Raw genomic sequence first — 23355 nt, forward strand, 5'->3', positions numbered from 1 at the left:
GGGAGCGTTTTGACTATCTCGAAGGCGAGTCGGGGGCAGAGCGCCAGCGCAGGGATTGCCGCCAGAGAATAAACAGACCCGCCAGCAGGCTGATCGCGGCGATCACCAGGAAAGCGGTCTGGATTGGCAGGGCGAGGGCGGCGATGGCGGCCAGCACGAATTGTCCGGCGGTTGCCGTGGCCGCATTCAGGATGCCTCCGGCTGCCAGCAGACGGCCGCGCAGTTCGGCCGGTGCACGCCGCTGGGCCATGGCCTGCAGGGGCACGACGAAGAGACCGGCCGACACCGCTGCCATGCCCAGATCGATCAGGATGCGCAGATTGGCCGGTTCGGCCATGAAGGCATTTGCCGAGACCAGCGGCGCGCCCTCAGGCGTCAGCGCGTTGGACCAGGTGTACAGGGCGACATCTCCGGCGAAGATCACGACACCGAAGGCACCGGCAATCGAGAAGGGCAAGGCATCGCCTTCGCCGCTCAGCGCGCCACATGCCATGGCACCGATTGCCGCGCCGACCGTGAACAGGGCTGAGAAAAGCAGTACGACGGTTTCGTCCGCGCCCAGAACCGAGGCCGTGAAGACCGGCATCAGCGTGATGATCGAGGCGGCCAGCATCCAGAACCAGGCCACACCCATCAGCGGCCGCAGCACGTCCGGCGCTTTCAGGGCATAGCCCAGCACGCGGAAAGTCTCGCCGATGAAATTGGCGGTCAGCGGCATGTCCGGCTGCGAGGCCGGCGCTTGCGGCAATTGCCGGATCGCCAGCCAGCCGATGATCGCCATCACGACCAGCCCGCCGCCCACGGCCTGCGGCCCGAAGGACTGGGTGATCAGCCAGGTGCCGGTACCGATGCCGATCAGCACCGAAACGTTCAGGAGTCCGGAGATCAGGGCATTGGCGGGCACCAATTCCTTGTCCGCGAGAAGTGTCGGCAGGGCCGAGTTCTTGGCCGGTGTAAAGAAGGCCGATTGCGTGCCCATCAGGAAGAGGGCCGTCATCAACAGGTGCGGTTGTTCCAGGATGAATCCCAGCGCCGTGATCGCCATCAGCCATATCTCGGCGAATTTCGCGAAGCGCATGATGCGGGTGCGGTCGAACTTGTCGGCCATGCGGCCGGCGATGGCCGAGAACAGGAAGATCGGCACGGTGAACATCGAAGCTGCCACCGAGACCAGGGTCAGCCGGTCGAGCTCGAACATCGTCAGGCCTTCGAACGTGATCAGTGTGACCAGGGCATAGCGAAAGAAGTTGTCGTTGAAGGCGCCCAGGGACTGGGCGACCAGCAGGGGCAGGAAACGCTTTTGCGTCACCAGCCGGGCGGCAATCTTGGCACTCATGACACAGTCTCCGTGTCGGTCTTCCCGTGCGCGAGGTCTTCGGCCTCCAGGGCGCGGGTGCGGGTTTCGATAGTGGTCATCAGGCGCGGCAGGAAGGCATCGCGCGGCAGACCGGGCGGGATCGGGTCGAGAAACTCGATAACCGCCGGGCCGGGGTGCTTGACCCAGTCATTCTTCGGCCAGCGCAGCCCCATATTGGTGGCAACAGGGGCAACGGGGCGGTTCAGCGTTTCATACATGAGGTGCACGCCTTTTCTGTAGCGCTTGGCCTCGCCGATGGCGGCCAGATTGCCTTCCGGATAGATCAGGAGCGGACGCGGATCGTCGGCCGCGCGGTTGAGCACATCCTGCATCGACTGATCCGATGCGCGGTCGCCGGGCGAGTTGACCATGGTCGCGCCAGAGCGGGCGATGATGCGACTGACCAGTGGGAATTTCGCGATGGCCGTGCCGATAATGAAATTGATGTCGCCGGTTATCGCCATCATCATGAATCCGTCGGCCCAAGACTGGTGTTTCGAGGCGATGATCACGGGCTGCCCCGATGGGGGTGTGCCGCGCACCTCGATCCGGATCCCCATCACCCCGCGCATCAGGCCGCGCACCGTCCGGCAGGCCGTGCGCATGACGGCCCGTACAGGCCGGGGCGAGGGCTGGAGGGTGAGGGCGGCCGCGATCAGAACGAACACAGCCAGGCAGGCATAGAACAGGATGTTGAAGGCGGTCGATCGCATGACACTCCCCGGGTATGGCCGGGCCCTGGCGGCGTCTCATGCGCAGCTCCGGACCTGACAGCTGGGAGACTGCGCGCGTTCTTCACGCGGCGCAAACCGGGTCGCATACTCCGCCTCCAGTTCGCGCGTGCGAGCCTCGACGCGGTTTTCCAGTTCAGCCAGCACTGCATCGCGGTCCGGACTGGGGGCGATCGAGTCCATGAATTCGATCACAGCGGTACCGGAAAACTTGGCCCAGCCCTGTTGCGGCCAGCACTGACCCAGATTGGTCGCGACGGGCACGATCGGCCGGTCCAGTGCCTGGCTCAGGCGCCACACGCCGGACCGATAGCGCAGGCCTTCACCGACCGGGGTAAGATGGCCTTCCGGATAGATCAGCACCGGGCGCGGGCGGCCTTCGCCCTGCGAGCGGGCAATACCCTCGGCCAGGCTCTTCTGCGCCTCCGCGCCGCCGCCATTGGACAGCACGATGGCGCCGCAGCGTTTCAGCACCCAGCCGATCAGCGGGAATTTCAGCATGTGGTCGCCGCAGACGAAATTCACATCGCCGCACTTGGCCATCATCACGATGCCGTCGCCCCAGGACTGATGCTTGGCGCCGATGATCACCGGTTGGTCTTTGGGCGGTGTGCCGCGTACCTCGACGCGGATGCCGCAGACGACGCGCATCAGGATCACCGTGGCGCGGCAATAGGAGCGCAGGCCGTGCATCAGCACACGGCGGCCAGGCACGAGCGCGAGGATGGCGCAGAGGATGGCGTAGACGCCCGACAGGAACCAGTACGCACAGTTGAACACGAAGGACCGCATCACGGCCTCCCTTGGTTGTTGGAAGTCATTGGAAAATAGGGTGGATCAGGCGGTGTGCAGCACGGCCATGATCGCCCGGGTGAAGTCGTCCACATAATGGGTGAGCGGTCTGGCGATCCGGCCGTAGAGCGAATACTCCGCTGCCTGCATCACCACGCCCAGCGCCATGGCGGATTTCAATTCGGCGTCGCCTTGCGGGATTTCGCCGCGCGCCATCGCATCGGCCACGCAGGCCGTCATCAGGTCAGACGGGTCGGCGCCGCCATCGCCCGAGGCCGCGATGAAATAGTTTCGATGGGTAAGGTGGAAGGCGAATTGCGCCGGATCGGTCTGTGCCAGGTGGCAATAGGCCTGGGTGAGCGCACGGGCGATATCCTCCAGCGAGGCGCCGGGGGCGAGATTTTCCGTCACCAGGCCTTCCAGCCGGGCATGGATGGCCTCGAACATTTGTCGGCCCAGCGCGTCCTTGGACTTGAAGTGACGGTACATGGCGCCGTCGGAAATCCCGCAGGCCCCGGCGATCTGCTTGATCGACACACCGTCCATCCCGTGGCGGGCAAACAGCATCAGCGCCGCCCGCTCGATCCGCGCCTTGGTTGTGCCGGTCTTCGCCGTAACACCGGTCTCCGCATCCACACCGTCAAACAGGTCAGTCCTCAACATTCCGGTCATCGCTTTCGTCCCGTGTTGCAGGATCGTGTGAACGATCATTCACGGATTTTATGAAACGATGTTCGTTGAATTGCAAGTGAATAATTACTTACATGTCGAGATTGTTTTATGCATCTGAAAAATAGACCTTTTTCTGGTCTCTACCGGTTGGTGTCTACCCATCTGTGCCAATCCGCCCGCGCGAGAAATGCCACCGGACTGCAATCGCCCTCTATAGATTCATGTCTGAGGCGGACCTTCCTCTGATATGCTGGAAGCGAGCGGGGCGATGTGAAGACAGGGAAAGCAATGGTGGACTTGTGGCAGTCGGCAATTGCCTGACCGGGTCGCGATTGCCGGTGGCATAATCCGAGAGAGATCGGTCGTGGCTCTTGTGTGGAGGGGGGAAGTATGATGGCAGCACTGGCAGTTTCCGGCGTGATGATCGTGCTCGTCCTGTCCATTCACATGGTCGGGCTGGGCGCGCTTCTGGTGATGATACGCTGGCGCGGCAACGATACGCGCGAGCCGGGACGTCAGCTGGTGCAGGCTACCCTGATTTTGGCCGTGGTGATTGGGGTGCTGGGGTTGCACGGGATCGAGATCTGGCTGTTTGCAGGCCTCTACCTGCTGCTGGGAGAGATCAGCACGCTGGAAGAGGCGCTGTATTTCTCGGCTTCGACGTTTTCCACGCTCGGCTATGGCGATGTGGTGCTGTCGGCCAGCTGGCGACTGGTTGCAGCGATGGAGGGGATTACCGGCTTCCTGCTGATCGGTTGGTCAACGGCCTTCCTGGTGTCCGTTGTCGGGCGATTGCGGGCGCTTGAAGCTGACTGGTTCAGCGGTCCCGATCGCGAACGGATTGACTAGCTGCCGCAACTTGGGGGGTCAGGCCGTAGGCTGCACAGGCAGGCCCAGCCGCGCACGCATCTCGTCACTGATGCCGGCCAGCATGTCCTGTGTGGCTTCGTAGCCCGCCTCGACGACCTCGTCGAACCGGTCCCACTGCCGGATATCGACCGGTGTGTCGGGCAGGATCAGCAGGTCGGCGGCCTCGCGTCCCACATCGCGATGGTCGGCCACACCCACCGTGGCAGCGCGCATCAGCAGAGACGCGATCGGCGGCGGGGATTTCAGCCCGTGCCGCCGCACCCAGCCGAAAAAGCTCGGCGGTTCGATGAAATCGTCCGGATTGAGACCCTGGGCGCGTGTGACATCGACCCCGACCACCGCACCGCGATGAAAGGCGCGCATCTCGCGGGCCGGGAAATTGGTGAAAACGGCGCCGTCGACGAGGATCTGGCCGTGCAGCACGACGGGTGGCAACAGGCCGGGAATGGCGATCGAGGCACGCAACGCATCGCGCAGGCGGCCGGACCGGTGCACATGCGGTCGGCCTGAGGCCAGGTTGGAGGACAGGCAGAAATAGGGGCGCACGAGCTCGGCGATTTCGACATCGCAGAAATGCTCTTTCAGGCGCCGGTCGACCTTCTCGCCCCGCGCCATGGAGATGACGGGAAGGGTCCAGTCGTCCAGTGGATTGGTCTCGACGAAGGCCTTGCGTATCCGCCAGTCCAGCTCGTCATCGCTCCAGTCGAGCGCGATACCGGCGGCGACGATCGCCCCCATGGAGGCACCGCCGACAAAATCGAGCGGCACGCCGGCTTCGCGAAGCGCCCGGATCGCGCCGAGATGGGCGTAGGCCCGGGCTCCGCCACCGGACACGACAAGGCCGACAGACTTGCCGGCGAGTGTGCGGGCGAGGCGGGCCGTGTCGGCGACATGCTGGTCTTGGCGCCAGTGGAAGACGCGGGCGGCGTCCGAGGCAGTAGCCCACTCCTGGGGGCGCGATGCTGCTGTGACCCCGCCGGGATGCAGCAGGACCACGTCCAGCAGTTTCAGGCGCATGGCGGGCGAAGGGTCGTCTGGCAGGAGCGGGGTGGAGGGGCGCGCATCGGCCCTGGCGAACAGCCACACCCGGTCAGCACGTCCCATCGCGCGGCGTGCCCAGCCGGGGTCGGAGAAGCGTGCGACCAGCAGGACGACATCATGTTCCTGCTCCAGCGCATCGAGCTGGCTGGCGCTCCAGTCGGCACACGTCTCGTCGGCGATGGCACAGCTGGTGCCGATTGTCTTGAGTGCGGCCTTGAGTTCACGCGCCCGGTAGTCGAGGTCAATGGTCGGCGAGGTCGAGATCAGGGCGAAGACGCGTGGCTCCGATCCGGCTGACCGGTTGGGGCCGCGCAGGCGCGTCAGCATCATGCGGGACAGTTCACGCATCAGGCTGGCATGTTTGGAGGTCAGGCGTTCGAAACTGGCCTTGGGCAGGCGGATCAGCTCGCTGTCGCGCAGGGCGTAGACACTGGCCGAATGCGGGGTCTCGTCCAACAGGGACATTTCCCCGACGGGTTCGCCTGCGCGGATATAACCGATCAGGTCCGGCCGCCCCAGAGCGCCATCCCGGAAGGCGGCCAGTGCGCCGGAACGCACCAGATAGAAGGCGTCCGCATCATCGCCTTCGCGGAACAAAAGCTTGCCTGCAGGCAAGCAGAACCACTCCACTTCGTGCTCGACGGCATCGAGCACCGATTTTTCGATCCGGTTGAGAAAGGGCAGGAAGGACAGGTTGAGAGGCATGTTGCGCCGACCGTGAAGATTCGGCGCTTACTCTAGGGGCGGCGCGGGGCGATATGAAGGGGAATGGACGCTGGTGACGTCCATGTCGGGCGCTGCGCTAGAACCGGCGGCGCAGCACGAGATGGCCGACCGGGCGGACGGAGCGGCCCTGCGTTTCGCCGACGGCCTCGACATCCATCCGGTCGAGGTCTTCCAGCAGCGGCAGGTTCTCGCCGGTATCCGGATCGAACAGCACCATGCGGTCTTCACCGGAGTCCTGGAAATAGGCGCCGCCTTCCACCGTCAGGCTCCAGTCGTCGATGGTCTGAACCGTGACGCCGGCACCGAAATAGCGGGTCAGGCGTTCAATCTGGCTGGGATTGGCGGTTTCGGCCAGTTCGGCGTGCGGGAAAACATCGGGGCGCTGGCGGGTGTCGCGGGCCCAGAGCGGGTAGCGGCCCCGGTCATTGGGCGCGACGGTGCCGGCCGACAGGTAGAATTCATCGCCAAAGGGATAGAAATCCACCTGGCCCGCGATGGCGGAAATCTCGCGGTCGCCTCCGGTCTGCTGCCCCGAACCGATGATGACAGGCGTGCCGCTCGCCGATTCTGTCGAGATCCGCCAGCGCACGGCGCCGGGATTTTCGACGCTGGCTGGCGCGGTCAGCCAAGCTTCGGAATCGATGGCGGACTGCGCCACTGCAGGGGCACAGAGCGCGGCTGCAAAGCCTATGGAAACAACAATTTGCTTACGCATTGCTCCCTCCCGCGAACGAAACCGGGCCTTCACAGAACGCGTGATAATCACGTCTGTGAGACTGCGAGTGGAGGCCTAAACTACTCGTTAACCCGGCCACGCACTCATTTTTCATTCGCCCTGCCCGCCCTGTCCCGGCGGTCCGTGTCAGACATTGCCGGAGAAGTGTGACGGCGCCAAGGCATTCCGTCGAAACAACGTGTGAAACGTGGTTGCGTTCCTAACAAAGCAACAACTTTTCCGTTTTTTGTGCGATCTGTGTTGGTCCGGCGCAAGGCCTGCGCCGCCCCGGATTTCGGCGAATCAGTCCGGGCCCGGAGCGTGGCGAGGAAGGAAGAAGCCGGTTGATCGCGCATGGTCTTGTCCCGATGGGCTTGTGCCGGGAAAGAAGCGTGCGGAAACCGCTCTGGATGCAGCAACAATTGCGCTCAGGCGGTCTGGCGGGTTAAGCAGCTGCAGAGATTGACCAAACCGGGACCCGATCATGACTCAGCTCGCTTCCGCCATCGATCCTAAGTCCGATACTTTCCGCGAGAATGCGGCGGCCATGGAGGCGCTGGTCGCCGACTTGCGTGCCAAGACGGCCGAGGCGGCTCTGGGCGGATCGGAACGGTCGCGCGAGCGCCATGTCTCACGGGGCAAGCTGTTGCCGCGCGACCGGGTGGAGCGTCTGCTCGACCCCGGTTCGCCCTTCCTGGAGATCGGGGCGCTGGCCGCCAACGGCATGTATGAGGGCAATGTCCACGGTGCAGGCATGATCGCCGGCATCGGCCGCGTGTCCGGCCGCGAAGTCATGGTCGTGTGCAACGACCCCACCATCAAGGGCGGCGCCTACTACCCGATGACGGTGAAGAAGCATCTGCGCGCCCAGGAAATCGCGATGCAGAACCGTCTGCCCTGCGTCTACCTGGTCGATTCGGGCGGGGCCAACCTGCCGCATCAGGCCGAGGTCTTCCCGGACCGGGACCATTTCGGCCGCATCTTCTTCAACCAGGCCAACATGTCCGCCGAAGGCATCCCGCAGATCGCCGTGGTGATGGGCTCGTGCACGGCGGGCGGCGCCTATGTGCCGGCGATGTCCGACGAGACGGTGATCGTGCGCAAGCAGGGCACGATCTTCCTGGGCGGACCACCGCTGGTGAAGGCGGCGACGGGCGAGGTGATCTCGGCCGAGGATCTGGGCGGCGCTGACGTCCATGCCCGCATCTCCGGCGTGGCCGACCACTATGCGGCCAATGACGAGCACGCCTTGCACACGGCCCGGCGGATCGTCGGCACGTTGAACACGGTCAAGACGATCGATCTGGATGTCACCGACCCGCGCGAGCCGAAATACGACCCGGCCGAACTGGGCGGCATCATCCCCACCGACACGCGGGCCCCCTTCGATGTGCGCGAGGTGATCGCCCGCATCGTCGACGGTTCTGAGTTCGATGAGTTCAAGAAACTCTATGGCGAGACGCTGGTGACCGGGTTTGCCCGGCTCTACGGCATGCCGGTCGGCATCATCGCCAATAATGGCATTCTCTTCTCCGAGAGCGCCCAGAAGGGCGCCCACTTCATCGAGCTGTGCGCCCAGCGCGGCATCCCGCTGGTTTTCCTGCAGAACATTACCGGCTTCATGGTCGGCTCGAAATACGAGGCGGGCGGCATCGCCAAGGACGGCGCCAAGCTGGTCACCGCGGTGTCGACCTTCAAGGGGCCGAAATTCACGGTCATCATCGGCGGTTCCTACGGGGCGGGCAATTACGGCATGTGCGGCCGGGCCTATTCGCCGCGCTTCCTCTTTATGTGGCCCAATGCCCGCATTTCCGTGATGGGGGGCGAGCAGGCGGCGTCCGTCCTGGCGACGGTCAAGCGCGATGCCATGGAAGCGCGCGGCGAGGACTGGCCGGCCGAGGACGAGGCGAAGTTCAAGCAGCCGATCCGCGAGGCCTATGAGGCCGAGGGGCATCCGTACTTCTCCACCGCGCGGATGTGGGATGACGGCATCATCGCGCCGTCCGAGACGCGCCGCGTGCTCGGCCTGTCGCTTTCCGCCTCGCTGAACGCGCCGATCGAGAAGACGAAATTCGGCGTGTTCCGGATGTAGGCGACCCTGCGGCGCCGTGACACGCGGCGTTGCAGGCAGGCCGGGGATATAAAGACCGCACAAGGAGTGCGGTCATGAAGCGATCCATCTGTATCATCAACGGCCACCCCGATGCCTCGGGCGAGCATTTCGTTCCGGCACTCGTGGATGCCTATGAGCGTGGCGCCCGCGGAGCGGGCTTTGAGGTCAGCAGGATCGATATCGGCGGCTTGCAGATCGATTTTCTGCACAATCAGTCCGAGTTCGATGCGCCGCCTGACGCGAAGGTCGCTGAAGAGCGCAACAAGCTGGCAGCGGCAGATCATCTGGTTCTGGTTTTTCCACTCTGGCTGGGTGGCGTGCCGGCACGGCTCAAGGCTTTCTTCGAACAGATGGCGCGCAGTGAGTTTTTCATTGCTACGACCAATGACGGTGCCGGCTGGCCGGCGCAAAAAATGAAGGGCAAGTCGGCCCGGATCATCGTGACAATGGGCATGCCCGGCTTTGCCTACGGTACCCTGTTCGGCGGGCACAGTGTGAAGGCGCTGGAGAAGGGTGTTCTACGCATTTCCGGCTTCAAACCTGTTCGCCGGACGATATTGGGCGGTGTTGAAGCCGCCGGCGTGTCAGGCCGGGCAAAGATGCTGCACAAGGTGGAAACGCTCGGGCGGCGAGGTGCCTGACGGGCTTGGAATACCCGAAAATTCAAAGAGTTGCTCGGGGCATCCGGATGCTTTCTCCGTGACAAATGGTTAATTCGAACTAGTATCGCTCCCGCATCGCCGCAAGCAGGCGCGCGCTGGGGGAGTATTGAACATGCTTGAGTCTATCCTGGGGTTTGCCCGCGAGGGCTTCGCCGAAGTCAACGCCGTGCTGGGCCTGCTTGTGGCTGTCGTGGCGACCTTGATGATGACCGCTTGGGCGCGTCTGCCCTTTGTCGCGGTTGGCGCCACACTGGCCCATATCGTGCTGGAAAGCCTGGCGCCGGTGATTGCGGAGTCTGGCGGTTTCAGCCTGCCGCCCCTGCTTGAGCCGCATTTCTGGCGTTATGCGGGCGTCTTGTTTGTCGGTTATCTGATCGTCGTGGCGATCCTGTTTGCCATTAAGCGCATGGTGTTCAGGAAGTAGCTTTACTCGCGTCTCAGGAGAAGCGGCTTCCCTTGGGGCATGTTTGGAAAGAACGTTAACGTATGGCTCGAACTTGGGGTAAGGTGGGGCCAGCGTTAAGTTGCGGAAGGGGACCGCGTTATGGAATTTCTCGACCAGATCATGGGCTATATCCAGCCCGCTATCGACTTCTTCATGCCGGGCCTGATTGCCTATGCCGGTGACGGGGTCAGCTCCGTCAACTGGATGATGCTGGGTATCCAGCTGGGCGTTATCGCCCTGGTTCTGGCGCTGCTGATGCGCGAGATCGGAGCGATCCTGATCTTCACCGTTGTGGGCGTGATCATCCACGTCATTGTCGACATTGTGATGCCGATGGTGCGGGGCGGGGCGACCGGTTTCGATTTCAACGGCTTTGTACAGCAATTCACCCAGACCGATTATCTGTTGTATCTTGGCGCCTTGGCGATCGGATACTTCATCGCCATCCTGCTTTTGGGGATGATCAAGGGGCTGATCTTCCGCGGCGACTGATCGCAATTTTCACGATGTGAACTCCTGGGGCCGCTGCGCAATCAGCGGCCCTTTTTCATTGTTGCCGGACTGTGCGGACGGTAAGCCTTGGGGCAACGATCCCGAAATGAAGGAGTTTCTCCATGTCCGACGCGCCCGTGCTTCTCGATGTCAGCCCGGCCGGTGTGGCGGTGATCACGCTCAACCGCCCCGACAAGCACAATGCCTTCAACGCCGAGGTGATCGCCCAGCTGTCCGATACGTTCGAGACGCTGCGGGCGAGTGAGGCGGGCGTGCGCATCGTCTTTCTGCGCGGCGCCGGCAAGAGCTTTTCGGCTGGTGCCGATCTGGACTGGATGAAAGCGTCGGCCCTGTTCACCGAGGCCGACAATGAAGAGGACGCGATGGCGCTGGCCAATATGCTCAAGCGCCTGCACGAACTGCCCCAGCTTACCGTGGCCTTGGTGCATGGCGCCGCAATGGGCGGTGGAGCGGGCCTGCTGGCCGCCTGCGATGTCGGCGTGGTGATGAAGGACGCCCAGATCCGGTTTTCCGAAGTGCGTCTCGGTCTGACCCCGGCAACGATCTCGCCCTATGTCGTGCGTGCGATCGGCCCGAAATGGGCCCGCGCCCTGTTCGCGACGGGCGAAGGCTTTGACGGCACATTCGCCGAGAAGATCGGGCTGGCGCAGTACACCGTCGAGACGATGGAAGAGATGGCACAGATGGAAGAGCATCTCGCCAAGCTCGCCTTCTCCGCTGCGCCCGGCGCCGTGCACGATGCCAAACAGCTGGTTGACGATGTGTTCGGCCAGGAGATCAATCACGGTCTTGCCGTACACACCGCCAAGGCCATCGCCCGCCGCCGTGCGTCCGAGGAGGGCCAGGAAGGCCTCGCCGCCTTCCTGGAGCGCCGCAAGCCGGGCTGGGCCGAGTAGGCCGGAGAGCGGCCGCTGTTCCGGCGTCCCGATCCGCGGGCATTCCTGCACCGCCGGCGCGAGGCGCTGCGCGTCTGGTTTGTGCGCGGACCGGTTACGCTGGGCGTGTTCGAATTCTTCGCCTTCGGGATCAAGCAGGCCTGGGCGTGCCTGTTCGGCGGGCTAATGCTTGCGCTGCTGCTGGTGACGTTCCTCTGGTACCCGGCCGACGCCGCGCTGGCGCGCTATGACTTCCTCACCCTGGCCGCCCTGGCGATCCAGGTTGCGCTGATCGCGACCAAGTTGGAGAGCTGGGAGGAGGCGAAGGTGATCGCCGCCTTCCATGTCGTCGGCACGGCGATGGAAATCTTCAAGACGGCCGCCGGCAGCTGGGTCTATCCCGAGGACAGCCTGCTGCGTATCGCCGGCGTGCCGCTCTTCTCCGGCTTCATGTATGCCGCCGTCGGTTCCTACCTGGCGCGGGTCTGGCGGATTTTTGACTTCCGCTTTGATCGCTTTCCGAGGCGTTGGGTTCAATTCCTTCTAGCTTCAGCGGTTTATATCAATTTCTTTGCGCATCATTACACGGTCGATATCCGGCTTTTCCTGTTCGCAGCGACCCTCGCGGTCTACGGGCCCTGCATGGTCTGGTTCCGGCCGGACCGGGCCCATCGGCCCATGCCGCTGGTGATTGGTTTCCTGCTGGTGGCTCTGTTCATCTGGTTCGCCGAAAACATCGGCACGTTTGCGCGCGCCTGGTCCTATCCGGGCCAGGAGGTGAGCTGGCACATGGTGTCGCTCGCCAAGCTGGGCTCGTGGTACCTCCTGATGATCATCAGTTTTGTCCTTGTGGCGGCTGTGCAATACCGTCGTCCAGACCCCCAGACCGGTTCCAAGAGCGAGGCACGAGACCCATGATCAAGACGCTCCTGATCGCCAATCGCGGCGAGATTGCCTGCCGTGTGATGCGAACTGCCCAGCGCATGGGTATCCGTACCGTTGCCGTTTACTCCGAAGCCGATGCCGATGCGCCCCATGTGCGCATGGCCGATAAGGCCGTGCTGCTCGGTCCGGCTCCGGCCGCAGAGAGCTATCTGGTCGCCGACAGGATCATCGCGGCTGCAAAGGAAACCGGTGCTGATGCCATCCATCCAGGCTACGGCTTCCTGTCCGAGAACGCCGCCTTTGCCGAGGCCTGTGCCGCCAATGACATCATCTTCGTCGGCCCTCCGGCATCCGCGATCCGTGCGATGGGGCTGAAGGACCGGGCCAAGGCGCTGATGGAAGAGGCAGGTGTGCCCGTCACGCCGGGCTATCACGGCGACAATCAGGATCCCGAACTTCTGGCCGAGGCCGCAGACACCATTGGCTATCCCGTGCTCATCAAGGCCGTGGCCGGCGGCGGCGGCAAGGGCATGCGCAAGGTCGAGAAGGCGGAGGACTTCGCTGCGGCGCTGGAAAGCTGCAAGCGCGAGGCGTCCAAGAGCTTCGGCGATGACCGGGTGCTGATCGAGAAATTCATCGTCAATCCGCGCCATATCGAAGTCCAGGTCTTCGGCGATAGCCGCGGCCGTGTGGTCCACATGTTCGAACGCGACTGTTCGCTGCAGCGCCGTCACCAGAAGGTGATCGAGGAAGCGCCCGCGCCGGGCATGACGCCGGGGGTGCGTGCGGCCATGTGTTCGGCTGCCATCAATGCAGCCAGGGCGGTCAACTATGTCGGCGCCGGCACGGTGGAGTTCATCGTCGATGGCTCCGGCCCGCTGCGCGAGGACGGCTTCTTCTTCATGGAGATGAATACCCGTCTCCAGGTGGAACATCCGGTCACCGAAATGGTCACCGGCCTCGACCTGGTCGAGCTACAGCTGAAGATCGCCGCCGGCGGCTCCGTGCCCGAACAGGACGATATCCACCTCTCCGGCCACGCCATGGAGGCACGCCTCTATGCGGAAGATCCGGCGGGCGGCTTCCTGCCGTCGACGGGGCCGCTTCATCGTTTGGACCTTCCGGCCTCCGGCGGGCCTCTGCGGGTTGATACCGGCGTCGAGGAAGGCGGTGAGGTGTCGCTGCATTATGACCCGATGATCGCCAAGCTGATCGCTCATGCGCCCACCCGGCGCGAGGCGGCGCTTCGTCTGGCCGGGATGATCGACGATCTCGTTGTCTGGCCGGTGAAGACCAATGCCGGCTTCCTGCGCCGTGCCGCCGTGCATGCCGACTTCCTCGAGGAGAAGCTCTCCACTGGCTTCATCGAGGAGCGCATCGACGATCTCATTCCCGCTGCCGTGCGTCCGGCCGATGCGGCCTTCGCCACGCTCGCCGTGCTCGATCTGCGTCCGCTCCTGACCGCCTCGCTGGATCCGTTCGAGGCCGCCGATGGCTGGCGTCTGAATGGCGATCCGCATCTGTCCTGCCGGTTCGAGGTCGGCGGCGAACCGGCCGAGGCCGTGCTCAAGCTGGCTGGCGAACGGCTCGAGGTTCGTACCGGCGACGTGGTATCGGTGCTCGAAGGGCTCGAGGTCGGCGAGATGTTCGAGGGCTACAGCTTCGAGGCCGTGGTCGATGGCGAGCGCGTCGTCGCGCACTGCGAGCCGGTCGATGGCGGCATGCTCGTGGCGTGCCGCGGACGGGTGACGGTGTTTGCCGAGCCACATCCCGACGCCCTGGCCGATGCGGCCGAGGCGGGCGGTGTGATCAAGGCGCCGATGCCGGGCAAGGTCCTGGCCGCCAACATCAAGCCGGGCGACAGCGTCACCAAGGGCCAGGCGCTGGTCGTGCTGGAAGCGATGAAGATGGAACACGCGCTCGCCGCGCCGCGCGATGGTGTGGTCGCCGAGGTCAGCGTCGAGGCCGGCGGCCAGGTGGGCGAGGGCGATATCCTCGTCACGCTCGCCGACGAGGTCAACGAGGCGGCTTAGAGGTCGGAACGAAGCCGCTCATTCCTCCCTCGCCCTCGGGAGAGGGATCGAGGGAGAGGGGGAAGACACCGCCTTTGGCGAATGAAGCGCCGACACCGGGGTCCCCCCCTCATCCGCCCTTCGGGCACCTTCTCCCCTAAGGAGAAGGGGGGCTGCGATGCCCATCATTCCCGTGTCACGCGAGACCGGCATACTGCTTGCACTTCCTGGGGGGATATCCAAGGGAGCGGTTCAATGCGCGACACCTATATGGCCCGTTTTTCGAGCAGCTGGACCGACGAGGCACGGCGGAAATTCCGCAAGCAGCCCGTCGTCATCCGCCACAGCTATCATGAACACCACGCCTTTTCGGACATGGCGCTGGCGGCGCTGATCGAGCGGCACCCGCGCGATCTGATCGATTTCTGCACAATGGGCGATGACGCGACGGACCATGACAGCTGGCGGGCCGGCGATCCCGGTGCGCTGTCTGGCCTGGAACTGATCGAGGCCGTGCGCCGTGGCAAACTGTGGATCAATCTGCGCCATGCCATGGACCGGGATCCGGAATACCGGCCGATCTACGAGTCGATGCTTGCGGACATGAAGAAGGCCGACCCGTCCTTCAGGCCGCTGGTCGCCGAGGCGGGCATCCTTATTTCCTCGCCGACGGCCCAGGTCTTCCTGCATTCGGACGTGTCGGAAACCATGCTGTGGCATATGCGCGGCGTAAAGCGGTTCCGCACCTATCCGCCGCGTCTGCCCTATCTCAACACCGACGATGTCGAGGGCGTTCTGCACAAGGACAAGACGGAGGATGTCGACTTCGATCCGGCCTGGGATGCCGACGCCTTCACGGTCGACCTGCACCCGGGCATGGCGGCCAACTGGCCGCTGCACGGTCCGCACCGGATCGAGAACCAGTCCGGCGTCAACGTGTCGGTGCCGTTCGAGATTTCCACACCGCAATCGCGGCTGCAAAACTCCATCCTCTTTGCCAATGGTGTGCTCCGCCGGTCGCTGGGATATACGCCGCGCTCCACCTCGACCGAAGGTCTCGGTGCGCTGGGCAAACGTTTTCTGACGACGATGGTGAAGCTGAAGATCAAACTGTTCGGCGAGCGCGAACGGCCCATGCCGAAGAGTGAGCGTACCTTCGACATCGACCCGACCGCGCCGGACGGTTTCGTGAACCGCCATGCGGCCTGATTGTGTCGGAAGGTGACAGGGTTTTAATGCGTTCACACGGCAGGTCCCTGCTATGGCCGATAGCGAGGGATGACTGTATCGAGACCGCACAATGAAACATGTTTTTGCTGCTGCGCTGGGCGCAGTGAGCCTGGTGAGCCTGCCTGCACATGCCCAGACGGGGCCGGCGGGCGAACTGGAGGCGTTCGAGGCTGCGCTCGGCCGCACCGTAGCCGGGGACAATGACGCCGACTGGCGTTTTCTTCTGACCTTTACCGGCAGTGCCGGAGAAATCGTCGCCCGTTTTGACGGTGCGCAACCCGAGGCCGATCGCTGGACGCTGGTTTCTCCGCCGGAGGCCGACCTGACGGAAGAACAGCGGGCCATCTGGGACGATGTCATCACCAGCGATGATGACGAAGAGGATGAGGGCGGCCTGTTCTTTGACAGCGAAGACGCGCTTTTCCTGCCGGGCACGGTGAACCTGCATCTGCAGGACGCCGATGATGTGACTTACCGTTTCCAGCCGCAGTTGGACGCCGACAGCGAAGAGGATGCGGCCTTCGCCGAATATTTGCGCGGCGAGATTACGGTCGGCCGCAGCGAACCTGGCGTGCGCCATCTGAGGCTCTATGCACCGGAAAGCTTCAAGCCGAACTTCGCCATTCGCGTGAACCGGTTCGAACTGGAACAGGAGTTCGCCGAATTGGCCGACCTGCCGGCGCCGGTCCTGGTCCGCATCACCCAGAACATCGAAGGCAGCGCGGCCTTCCAGACCTTCCAGGAAGGGTTCGAAATCGGTTTCAGCGAGATCGAGTATCTGGGCAGCGCCGCTCGCTGATCCGGACGGCCACGACGCTTTGACCGGTCCATTGAGTCGCCCTAACTGTGACCCATGGTCATGCATCTGGTGAAACTCTGTGTCGGTGTCTCCTCGGTTGAGGAGCTCGAAGCGTCGATGACACGCACGGCGGCCCGGCGCCGGGCCGCCGGCGAGCCGCCGGTTTCGGTGCATGTGACCCGCATGACCCCGGCCAAGCGGGACGAGGTGGAAAACGGCGGATCGCTCTACTGGGTGATCGGTGGCGCCATCCGTTGCCGGTCCGACATTATTTCGCTGGAAACGGTCGACGGGGAGGACGGGGTCAAACGATGTGCCATCGTGATGTCGACCGAGGTCATCCGGACGGCGGCCGCGCCTCGCCGGCCTTTCCAGGGCTGGCGCTATCTCAAGCCGGAGGACGCACCACAGGACGTCGCGGGGCCGGCTGGGGGCGGTGACGATCTGCCGCCGGACCTGCGCGCCAAATTGCTGGAAATCGGTGCCTGGTGACCCTTAGCGCAGGACATTGCGTCGTACGAGGATCACGATGAGAGTCGCGAGGAGCCCTTCCATGGACAGGAAAACGAAACCGGGCTCGGCTGCGTAGTAGGGGTTATCCGACATCGCTAGCCAAACGGCCAGGTGGCTGACTAGTGTCGCGAATGCTGTGTAGACGGCAAAACGCCGACGAAGAACCAACCCGGCCAGCGTCGCTGCAATGAACAGCGATGCGCTTGTGATGAGGCCCAGTTCGATCGGCGATAATGTGAGGACGATGTTCGGGATGTCGAGATTGAAAACCGAGCCGTTCCAGTTGCCTTGAAATACGGCCCAGATCACTGTCAGCCACATCGCGGCATAGGCGACGAGCAGCCCCGCCAGACCTACGGCCGTTGCATAAGGCAGGCTCCAAAACGTCCTACGCATGGCGCGTTCGCATCCGGTGAATTCAGGAAAACTACTGTTACTGTGCTTTTTGTTTGCCGTAAATCTAGTCTGTTTGGCTGGCGATACGGATTTCGTAGAGCAACGGCCACAGCTTTCCGGTGACGTAGATCTGGCCCGTTTCGCGGTTCCAGGCGATCCCGTTGGCTACGGCGTCGCGGTTGCCGGCGAGGGCGGGCGGGATGAGGTCCGTCAGATCGATCAAGCCCGTGACCGCTCCGCTTTCCGGATCGATGCGCACGATCATCGGCGACTGCCAGACATTGGCCCAGATCTCGCCATCCACCCATTCCAGCTCGTTCAGACGTCGCACGGGCCGTCCGGCAAGCGTCACCGCGACCGTACGCACGGTGGAGAAGTCGGCCGGGTCGATCATGCGCAGTTCTGCCGTGCCATCCGACAGGATCAGATGCGTGCCGTCATGCGTCAGCCCCCAGCCTTGGCCGGAATAGTCGAACGTGCCGATACGCTCGAACGTGCCGGCGTCGAAGATGAAACCGGTCTCCGACTGCCAGGTGAGCATGTAGATGCGCGATCCCAACTGGACGGAACCTTCGCCAAAATAGGGCGGTTCGAGCGCGGTCTGGCGTTCCACATGCCCTGTTGCCAATGCCACCTGGCGCAGGCCGGATGCTCCGACCTGACCCGTGCTTTCAAACAGGACGCCGTCTTCGATGAAAAGCCCTTGGGTGAAGGCGCCCGTATCGTGGGGATAGGTCGCGACGATTTCCGCCGTGGCGCGCGAGACCGGCGTCTGGGCCGGGGCCGGTGCGGCGAGGAGGGCAAGACCGGCAAGGCCATAAAGAAGGCGCGAGATCATCAAGGTTTCCGCTGCAGGTTGAACGAGCGGTCAGCTTAGCCGCAATTCGGGCATCACGAAGGCCGTTTTGCCGCCATGTTGTCGATCAGCCGGGTCGAGCCCAGCCGTACCGCTGCCAGCACGCGCGCATCGCGATCGAGGGGGCCGGAAGGAAGCGCTTCCAGCGTTGCAGCACACCGTGCGTCGACATAGTCGACAGCGTCGAAGGCGACGGCCGCGCTGGCCTGAGAAGCCTTCCGGGCGTCGGCCACCGGCGTGCCGGCGCTGAGCGCGGCCGAGAAGTCCTTGAGGATGACGTTGAGCCGTGCCGCCCGGACGCGGTCGTCGGCCGACAGATAAACATTGCGCGACGACATCGCGAGGCCGTCGCGCTCGCGCATGGTCTCGCCGCCGATGATGTCGATACCGAAATTGAGGTCGCGCACCATCTGCCGGATCACGAGGAGCTGCTGGTAGTCCTTCTCGCCGAAGAAGGCCATGTCCGGACGGACCTGGTTGAACAGCTTGGCAACGACGGTTGCGACGCCGTCGAAAAAATGCGGACGGGCGACGCTCTCCAGGCCAACAGCCGCGCCCTTCATGCTGATATTGGCCGAATAGCCCTCGGGATACATTTCGGCCGCGTCCGGCAGAAAGATCAGGTCGCACTTGGCGAGGGTGAGCTTCTCGGAATCCTCGAGCATGGTGCGCGGATAGGCGTCCAGATCCTCGCCCTCGGCAAATTGCCTGGGATTGACAAACACGCTGGCCACAACACGATCGCAATGGGCTTTCGCCAGCCGGACGAGCGAGATATGTCCGTCGTGCAGCGCCCCCATGGTCGGTACAAAGCCGATGGACAGCCGGTCATCGCGCCAGCTGCGTATGCGCGCGCGCAGGGCCGATACTGTTGTGGCATGGGGAATCTGGAGATTGAGCATGGTTGTTCCGCAAAACAGACAAGCCGGGAAATATCATAAGCCATGATACAGGCAAGCGATCCGACTCGCCCTAGATACAGCGCCATGAGAATTCTGCCATCCATTCTGTTCGCCGCCGTCCTCAGCGCCTGCGCGACAACAGGCGGCGACCTTGATCGTGATGCGTCTGTCGAAGCCGGTGTCGCTGATACCCAGCCCGCGCGCCTGGCCGATGCGACGGCAAGGGAGCTGGCGCACTTGGCCCGTTTCGAGCCGGAAACCCTGGACCAAGTCTATCCCGAGTTGCGCGCTTTGGCGGCGGCTCTGGTCGGTCTCGAGAGTCTGGCTGCTGAACAAGGAGCGATGCTGGGGCTTGGGACTACGGGCCCACAGGACTTGCCGCCGGCACCGGAACTCAATGACGCGCAAAGCGTGATGCACGCCATTCATCTGGCCTCCTACCGACGCGAAGCGGCGGCAATGCGTGGCTGGGCAGAGTTGCAGGGCGTGTACCCGGTGCTGGCTGGTCTGGACGCACGCCTCGAACACGCCCATATCCCGGACCAAGGTGATTTCCTGCGTCTCAAGGCCGGGCCGTTTGATACCGGCGCGGCGGCCTTGGAGGTTTGTACGGCCTTGCGATCGTCCGGCCAGTACTGCCAGGCGACCGATTATTCCGGCAGGCCTTTCGCGTCGCCGGAGAGCGGCGGGTGAGCGCAGGAAGTGCCGTGTCGGGCAGGCGCGGTCCGGTGTCCCTTGCGGCGCCGGAGCTGCGCAGGGGATTTGGGTAGTTATGACGAAACATCCGGCCTTCCGTCTGCCGTCGCGCCCGCTCGGACGTGTCCGCGACGGCGTGCGCGAAGCGCATGTCATCGTGGTGGGCAATGAGAAGGGCGGGGCAGGCAAATCGACCGTCGCAATGCACCTGGCTGTGGCCCTGATGCGCATGGGAAAGAAAGTTGGCGCGATGGATCTCGATCTGCGCCAGCGTACTTTCGGGCGCTATCTGGGCAATCGCGAACGTTGGTGCGAACGTCACGGTCTTGGCCTGCCGCGGCCCGTCGAGATTGCCCTCGCGCCGTCAAAGCAGCGCGATCTGGACCTGGTCGAGCAGGAAGAGACCGACCGGTTCTCCGCGGCGCTGACCGATCTGAAGACCCAGTGCGATTTTGTCGTCATCGACGCGCCGGGCGCCGACACGCTTTATTCGCGGCTCGCCCATTCCAGCGCCGACACGATCATCACGCCCGTCAATGACAGTTTCATCGATTTCGACCTGCTCGCCGAGATCGATCCGGACACGTTCGAGGTCGGCAGCCCGAGCCTGTATAGCGAAATGGTCTGGGAATGCCGCAAGCGCAAAGCGGCGATGCAGAAGAAATCCATCGACTGGGTGGTGATGCGCAATCGTATCTCGATGCTGGATGCGCGTAACAAGCGCCGTGTCGGTGAAGGGCTGAAAATGCTCTCCCAGCGGATCGGCTTCCGGCTTGCGCCGGGCTTTGCCGAGCGTGTCATCTACCGGGAGCTTTTCCCGCTGGGGCTGACCCTGCTGGACCTGACCGAGAACGGTTCCACGGTCACCTTCACAATGAGCCATGTCGCGGCGCGCCAGGAATTGCGCGATCTGCTGATCGTGCTCAAACTGCCGGGCTTGGAAGGTCAGCCCATCCCGTTCTAGCCATGGCCGCTTTTGTCTTCGGAGCTTTGCTGCTGGCCGTCTGTCTCGGGGCGGCGTGGTGGTTTTCGCAGCAGAAGACCGACGATGCTGCGCGCATGGTGCGCATTATCCTGGGAAGCGGCGCGCTGATCGCCGGCGTGGTGATCTGCCTGCGCGGAGCTGTCATACTCGGCGGGCCGATCGGCCTCTTCGGTCTGGGCATGCTGGGCCGCGCGATCCGTGTTCCCCATCGCCGTTCACGCAGTTCCGGCGGCTCGGCCGGCACGGCGCCAGCTGCGGGCATGAGCCTTGTTGAGGCGCGGGAAATTCTCGGTGTGGATGAGTCCGCCGATGCCGAGACCATCCGCCAGGCGCATCGCCGCCTGATGAAGAAGCTGCATCCTGATACCGGAGAAGGATCCGCGGCCCTGGCGCGCCAGGTTCAGGACGCGCGGGACTTGCTGCTGGGGCGCCTCAACGGGAAGTTGTGATCCGCGTCACGCGCAAGTTTGCCTCTTTTGGTTGTATGTTGCTGCAGCAATGGAGGGGACAATGAAACGTGCACGACGTTCGGTGGACCTGTTTGGCAAGAGCCCGGCTCCGGTTTTTACCTGCGGTGTCGATGCGGAACGGTTGTCCCGTCGCCTTCGAGAACTCAGCGAGGATGCCTACCGCTGTCGGATGAACCGCGCCGCCATACTTATCGAGGTCGCCGCCCAGTTTGTCGAACTCGAAGGCCGGGCGATCGGGGAAGCTGGCGAGGAGCCCTTTTCCGGCTGACGCCATGTCATCGGCCTCGATGACGATGAAATCGCTCTAGCGTGCGCTTGCGACGCTCTGGACCAGCCCGCCCGGCAGGCGCGCGACTTCACCTGTCAGCTCCAATTCCATCAGCATGGCCGACACCGTTCCGGCCGGCAGGCCGCTCTGCCGGGCAATCTCGTCGACCGAGACCGGGGTCGGCGATATCAGGCCGCGAACACGGTTGGTGCCGCTGATGTCGTCGTCACAGGAATCCGGGGCTTCGTCCACGGGGGCGTCCGGCCAGTCCTCTTCGAACAGGCCGCTGCCCGACTGTGGGGCCGGTTCGCGCACCAGCGGCAGGGACTGCAGGCCGGCGAGTATTCCGGTCACATCCTCGACGGTTTCGACCAGATGGGCGCCATCTCGCAGGAGCTGGTTGGAGCCGCGGGCGCGCGGATCGATCGGTGAGCCGGGCACGGCCATCACCTCGCGGCCCTGTTCGGCGGCAAAGCGTGCCGTGATCAGTGAGCCGGATCGCAACGCTGCCTCGACGACGACCGTGCCGCGGGACAGGCCCGAGATCAGCCGGTTGCGGCGCGGAAAGTCACGGGCAGTCGGGATGCGGCCGAGCGGACGTTCGGAGACGATGAGGCCGCGTTCGGCGATAGCGTTGTGCAGATCGGCGTGCTCGGGCGGGTAGATGTGATCGATGCCGCCGGCGACGACGGCAATCGTGCCGGTCTCCAGCGCGCCGGCATGGGCGGCGCCATCGATGCCGCGGGCCAGGCCTGAGACCACGACAAGACCTTCACCACCCAGCCCGTGCGCCAGCTCGCGCGCAAAGCGCAGGCCGGCTGCCGACGCATTGCGGGCGCCGACCATGGCACAGGCCGGGCGGTCGAGCAGGGCGAGATCACCCATCACGATCAGGGCTGGCGGCGGTGCGGGGATGGCGGTGAGGAGCGGCGGGAAGTCGCAATCGACCCCGGTGAGGATCACACCGCCGACCCGGTCCACCGCGTCCAGTTCGTCCTCGATCATCTCGCGGGAGGGAATGACGGGAACCGGCTTGCCCGCTTTGCGGCAGCGTCCGGGCAGGGCGTCTAGCGCGGCCTCGGCCGTTTCATAGCGGGCGATTAGCCGGGCGAAGCCGACGGCGCCCAGCCCTTCTGTGCGCGCCAGGCGCAGCCACATCACCCTTTCGGTGTGGCCGGGCCTGGCTTCGCTCATGCGGCCGTGTCTCCGGGATCGTCCGAGGCCGGGGCGGCATCCTTCTTCGCGCCGATGCGCGGTTCGTCGCCCTTGAGAAGGCGGGCGATATTGGCGCGGTGCAGGACATAGATCAGCACGGTGAGCACGCTGGCCATGATGGCCACATCCGGCCGGCCCAGAAACCAGGCCGCGGCCGGGGCGGCGAGGGCGGCAGTGAGGGCGGCGAGTGAGGAAATCCGGAAGATCGCGGCCATCAGCAGCCAGGTACCGATCACCACGAGGCCGACCGGCCAGAACACGACCAGCATCGTGCCCACAAAGGTCGCGACACCCTTGCCGCCCTTGAATTTCAGCCAGACCGGGAAGCAGTGGCCGATGAAGGCGGCTGCGCCGGCCACCAGGCCGGCCGTCGTGCCCAGCAGAAGCCCGAAGACGGCAGCGGCGATGCCCGCCTTGCCGGCGTCGAGGAGAAGCGTGGCGGCGGCGAGGTCCTTGCGTCCGGTGCGCAGCACATTCGTCGCGCCGATATTCCCCGACCCGATCGCACGGATATCGCCCAGCCCGGCCAGCCTTACCAGCACAAGGCCGAAGGGGATGGAGCCGAACAGGTAGCCACCGATGGCCGCGATTGCCAGATAAAGAGGTTGCATGGCCG

General features: G+C 64.1%; 26 protein-coding genes. 15 read left to right on the plus strand and 11 right to left on the minus strand.

Translation table 11 applies throughout. From position 1 onward, the window contains the following. Positions 1–13: 13 nt before the first annotated feature. From ACXAJV_RS09985 to ACXAJV_RS10000, 4 genes are read right to left on the minus strand one after another with little or no spacing between them, the layout of a single operon-like run. Entirely contained in the window at positions 14–1336 is a 1323-nt protein-coding gene (locus ACXAJV_RS09985) for an MFS transporter (RefSeq protein WP_475084840.1), read from the minus strand. Then, positions 1333–2070, minus strand: a complete 738-nt coding sequence (locus ACXAJV_RS09990; RefSeq protein WP_475084843.1) for a lysophospholipid acyltransferase family protein — start codon at positions 2068–2070, stop codon at positions 1333–1335. The genes ACXAJV_RS09985 and ACXAJV_RS09990 overlap by 4 nt, the downstream gene beginning before the upstream one ends. A gap of 36 nt (positions 2071–2106) precedes the next feature. After that, complete coding sequence (locus ACXAJV_RS09995; protein ID WP_475084846.1) at positions 2107–2880, minus strand: lysophospholipid acyltransferase family protein; 774 nt, start codon at positions 2878–2880, stop codon at positions 2107–2109. A gap of 45 nt (positions 2881–2925) precedes the next feature. Continuing rightward, entirely contained in the window at positions 2926–3543 is a 618-nt protein-coding gene (locus ACXAJV_RS10000; RefSeq protein WP_475084848.1) for a TetR/AcrR family transcriptional regulator, read from the minus strand. Positions 3544–3942: 399 nt separating this feature from the next. Between ACXAJV_RS10000 and ACXAJV_RS10005 the strand changes: the two genes are divergently transcribed. Next, on the plus strand, positions 3943–4401 hold the full coding sequence (locus ACXAJV_RS10005; protein WP_475084851.1) for a potassium channel family protein: 459 nt from the start codon (positions 3943–3945) through the stop codon (positions 4399–4401). Positions 4402–4419: 18 nt separating this feature from the next. Here the strand turns inward: ACXAJV_RS10005 and ACXAJV_RS10010 are convergent, their stop codons facing one another. Both ACXAJV_RS10010 and ACXAJV_RS10015 read right to left on the minus strand, forming a co-directional pair. Further along, positions 4420–6168 carry a patatin-like phospholipase family protein gene (locus ACXAJV_RS10010; RefSeq protein WP_475084854.1) on the minus strand — a complete coding sequence of 583 codons (1749 nt, stop codon included), beginning with the start codon at positions 6166–6168 and terminating at the stop codon, positions 4420–4422. 97 nt (positions 6169–6265) lie between these two features. Beyond that, positions 6266–6904 carry a hypothetical protein gene (locus ACXAJV_RS10015; protein WP_475084857.1) on the minus strand — a complete coding sequence of 213 codons (639 nt, stop codon included), beginning with the start codon at positions 6902–6904 and terminating at the stop codon, positions 6266–6268. Between the two features lie 484 nt (positions 6905–7388). Here ACXAJV_RS10015 and ACXAJV_RS10020 point away from each other — a divergent pair, with 484 nt between their 5' ends. The 10 genes from ACXAJV_RS10020 (at position 7389) to ACXAJV_RS10065 (ending at position 16930) form a co-directional block, all read left to right on the plus strand. Then, positions 7389–8996 carry a carboxyl transferase domain-containing protein gene (locus tag ACXAJV_RS10020; RefSeq protein WP_475084860.1) on the plus strand — a complete coding sequence of 536 codons (1608 nt, stop codon included), beginning with the start codon at positions 7389–7391 and terminating at the stop codon, positions 8994–8996. A gap of 74 nt (positions 8997–9070) precedes the next feature. Further along, complete coding sequence (locus ACXAJV_RS10025; protein WP_475084862.1) at positions 9071–9658, plus strand: NAD(P)H-dependent oxidoreductase; 588 nt, start codon at positions 9071–9073, stop codon at positions 9656–9658. Between the two features lie 133 nt (positions 9659–9791). Continuing rightward, entirely contained in the window at positions 9792–10103 is a 312-nt protein-coding gene (locus tag ACXAJV_RS10030; protein WP_475084864.1) for a hypothetical protein, read from the plus strand. A gap of 120 nt (positions 10104–10223) precedes the next feature. Beyond that, positions 10224–10616: a hypothetical protein gene (locus tag ACXAJV_RS10035; protein WP_475084867.1), complete on the plus strand. Its 393-nt coding sequence runs from the start codon at positions 10224–10226 to the stop codon at positions 10614–10616. A gap of 122 nt (positions 10617–10738) precedes the next feature. Further along, the gene (locus tag ACXAJV_RS10040) at positions 10739–11533 is read left to right on the plus strand and encodes an enoyl-CoA hydratase-related protein (protein WP_475084869.1); all 795 of its coding nucleotides are present in this window, start codon (positions 10739–10741) and stop codon (positions 11531–11533) included. Between the two features lie 81 nt (positions 11534–11614). After that, positions 11615–12430, plus strand: coding sequence for a DUF817 domain-containing protein (locus ACXAJV_RS10045; protein WP_475084872.1), 816 nt, complete (start codon positions 11615–11617; stop codon positions 12428–12430). After that, on the plus strand, positions 12427–14430 hold the full coding sequence (locus ACXAJV_RS10050; RefSeq protein WP_475084874.1) for an acetyl/propionyl/methylcrotonyl-CoA carboxylase subunit alpha: 2004 nt from the start codon (positions 12427–12429) through the stop codon (positions 14428–14430). The genes ACXAJV_RS10045 and ACXAJV_RS10050 overlap by 4 nt, the downstream gene beginning before the upstream one ends. A gap of 234 nt (positions 14431–14664) precedes the next feature. Then, the gene (locus ACXAJV_RS10055; RefSeq protein ID WP_475084876.1) at positions 14665–15618 is read left to right on the plus strand and encodes a hypothetical protein; all 954 of its coding nucleotides are present in this window, start codon (positions 14665–14667) and stop codon (positions 15616–15618) included. Positions 15619–15709: 91 nt separating this feature from the next. Further along, positions 15710–16438: a hypothetical protein gene (locus ACXAJV_RS10060; protein WP_475084877.1), complete on the plus strand. Its 729-nt coding sequence runs from the start codon at positions 15710–15712 to the stop codon at positions 16436–16438. A 60-nt stretch (positions 16439–16498) separates the two neighbouring features. Beyond that, positions 16499–16930 (plus strand): DUF1489 family protein, encoded by a 432-nt coding sequence (locus ACXAJV_RS10065; protein WP_475084879.1) that lies wholly within the window; start codon positions 16499–16501, stop codon positions 16928–16930. Between the two features lie 3 nt (positions 16931–16933). Here ACXAJV_RS10065 and ACXAJV_RS10070 read toward each other — a convergent pair whose 3' ends face one another. The 3 genes from ACXAJV_RS10070 to panC all read right to left on the minus strand — a co-directional run bounded on the left by ACXAJV_RS10070 (position 16934) and on the right by panC (position 19105). Next, entirely contained in the window at positions 16934–17347 is a 414-nt protein-coding gene (locus ACXAJV_RS10070; RefSeq protein WP_475084881.1) for a hypothetical protein, read from the minus strand. Positions 17348–17411: 64 nt separating this feature from the next. After that, positions 17412–18185: a glutaminyl-peptide cyclotransferase gene (locus ACXAJV_RS10075; RefSeq protein ID WP_475084883.1), complete on the minus strand. Its 774-nt coding sequence runs from the start codon at positions 18183–18185 to the stop codon at positions 17412–17414. Between the two features lie 53 nt (positions 18186–18238). Further along, a complete protein-coding gene (gene panC, locus ACXAJV_RS10080) occupies positions 18239–19105 on the minus strand; it encodes a pantoate--beta-alanine ligase (RefSeq protein WP_475084886.1) in 867 nt (288 codons plus the stop codon). A gap of 84 nt (positions 19106–19189) precedes the next feature. Here panC and ACXAJV_RS10085 point away from each other — a divergent pair, with 84 nt between their 5' ends. From ACXAJV_RS10085 to ACXAJV_RS10100, 4 genes are all read left to right on the plus strand, one after another. Further along, positions 19190–19798, plus strand: coding sequence for an SPOR domain-containing protein (locus tag ACXAJV_RS10085; RefSeq protein ID WP_475084888.1), 609 nt, complete (start codon positions 19190–19192; stop codon positions 19796–19798). Positions 19799–19877: 79 nt separating this feature from the next. Further along, complete coding sequence (locus ACXAJV_RS10090; RefSeq protein WP_475084891.1) at positions 19878–20765, plus strand: division plane positioning ATPase MipZ; 888 nt, start codon at positions 19878–19880, stop codon at positions 20763–20765. 2 nt (positions 20766–20767) lie between these two features. Beyond that, a complete protein-coding gene (locus ACXAJV_RS10095; protein WP_475084894.1) occupies positions 20768–21235 on the plus strand; it encodes a J domain-containing protein in 468 nt (155 codons plus the stop codon). A gap of 61 nt (positions 21236–21296) precedes the next feature. Continuing rightward, positions 21297–21524 carry a hypothetical protein gene (locus ACXAJV_RS10100; RefSeq protein WP_475084896.1) on the plus strand — a complete coding sequence of 76 codons (228 nt, stop codon included), beginning with the start codon at positions 21297–21299 and terminating at the stop codon, positions 21522–21524. Between the two features lie 36 nt (positions 21525–21560). Here the strand turns inward: ACXAJV_RS10100 and dprA are convergent, their stop codons facing one another. Next, a complete protein-coding gene (gene dprA / locus ACXAJV_RS10105) occupies positions 21561–22718 on the minus strand; it encodes a DNA-processing protein DprA (RefSeq protein ID WP_475084899.1) in 1158 nt (385 codons plus the stop codon). After that, entirely contained in the window at positions 22715–23350 is a 636-nt protein-coding gene (plsY, locus tag ACXAJV_RS10110) for a glycerol-3-phosphate 1-O-acyltransferase PlsY (RefSeq protein ID WP_475084901.1), read from the minus strand. The genes dprA and plsY overlap by 4 nt, the downstream gene beginning before the upstream one ends. Positions 23351–23355: the final 5 nt, after the last annotated feature.

The sequence above is a fragment of the Maricaulis sp. ABE4_448 genome, assembly GCF_056160825.1.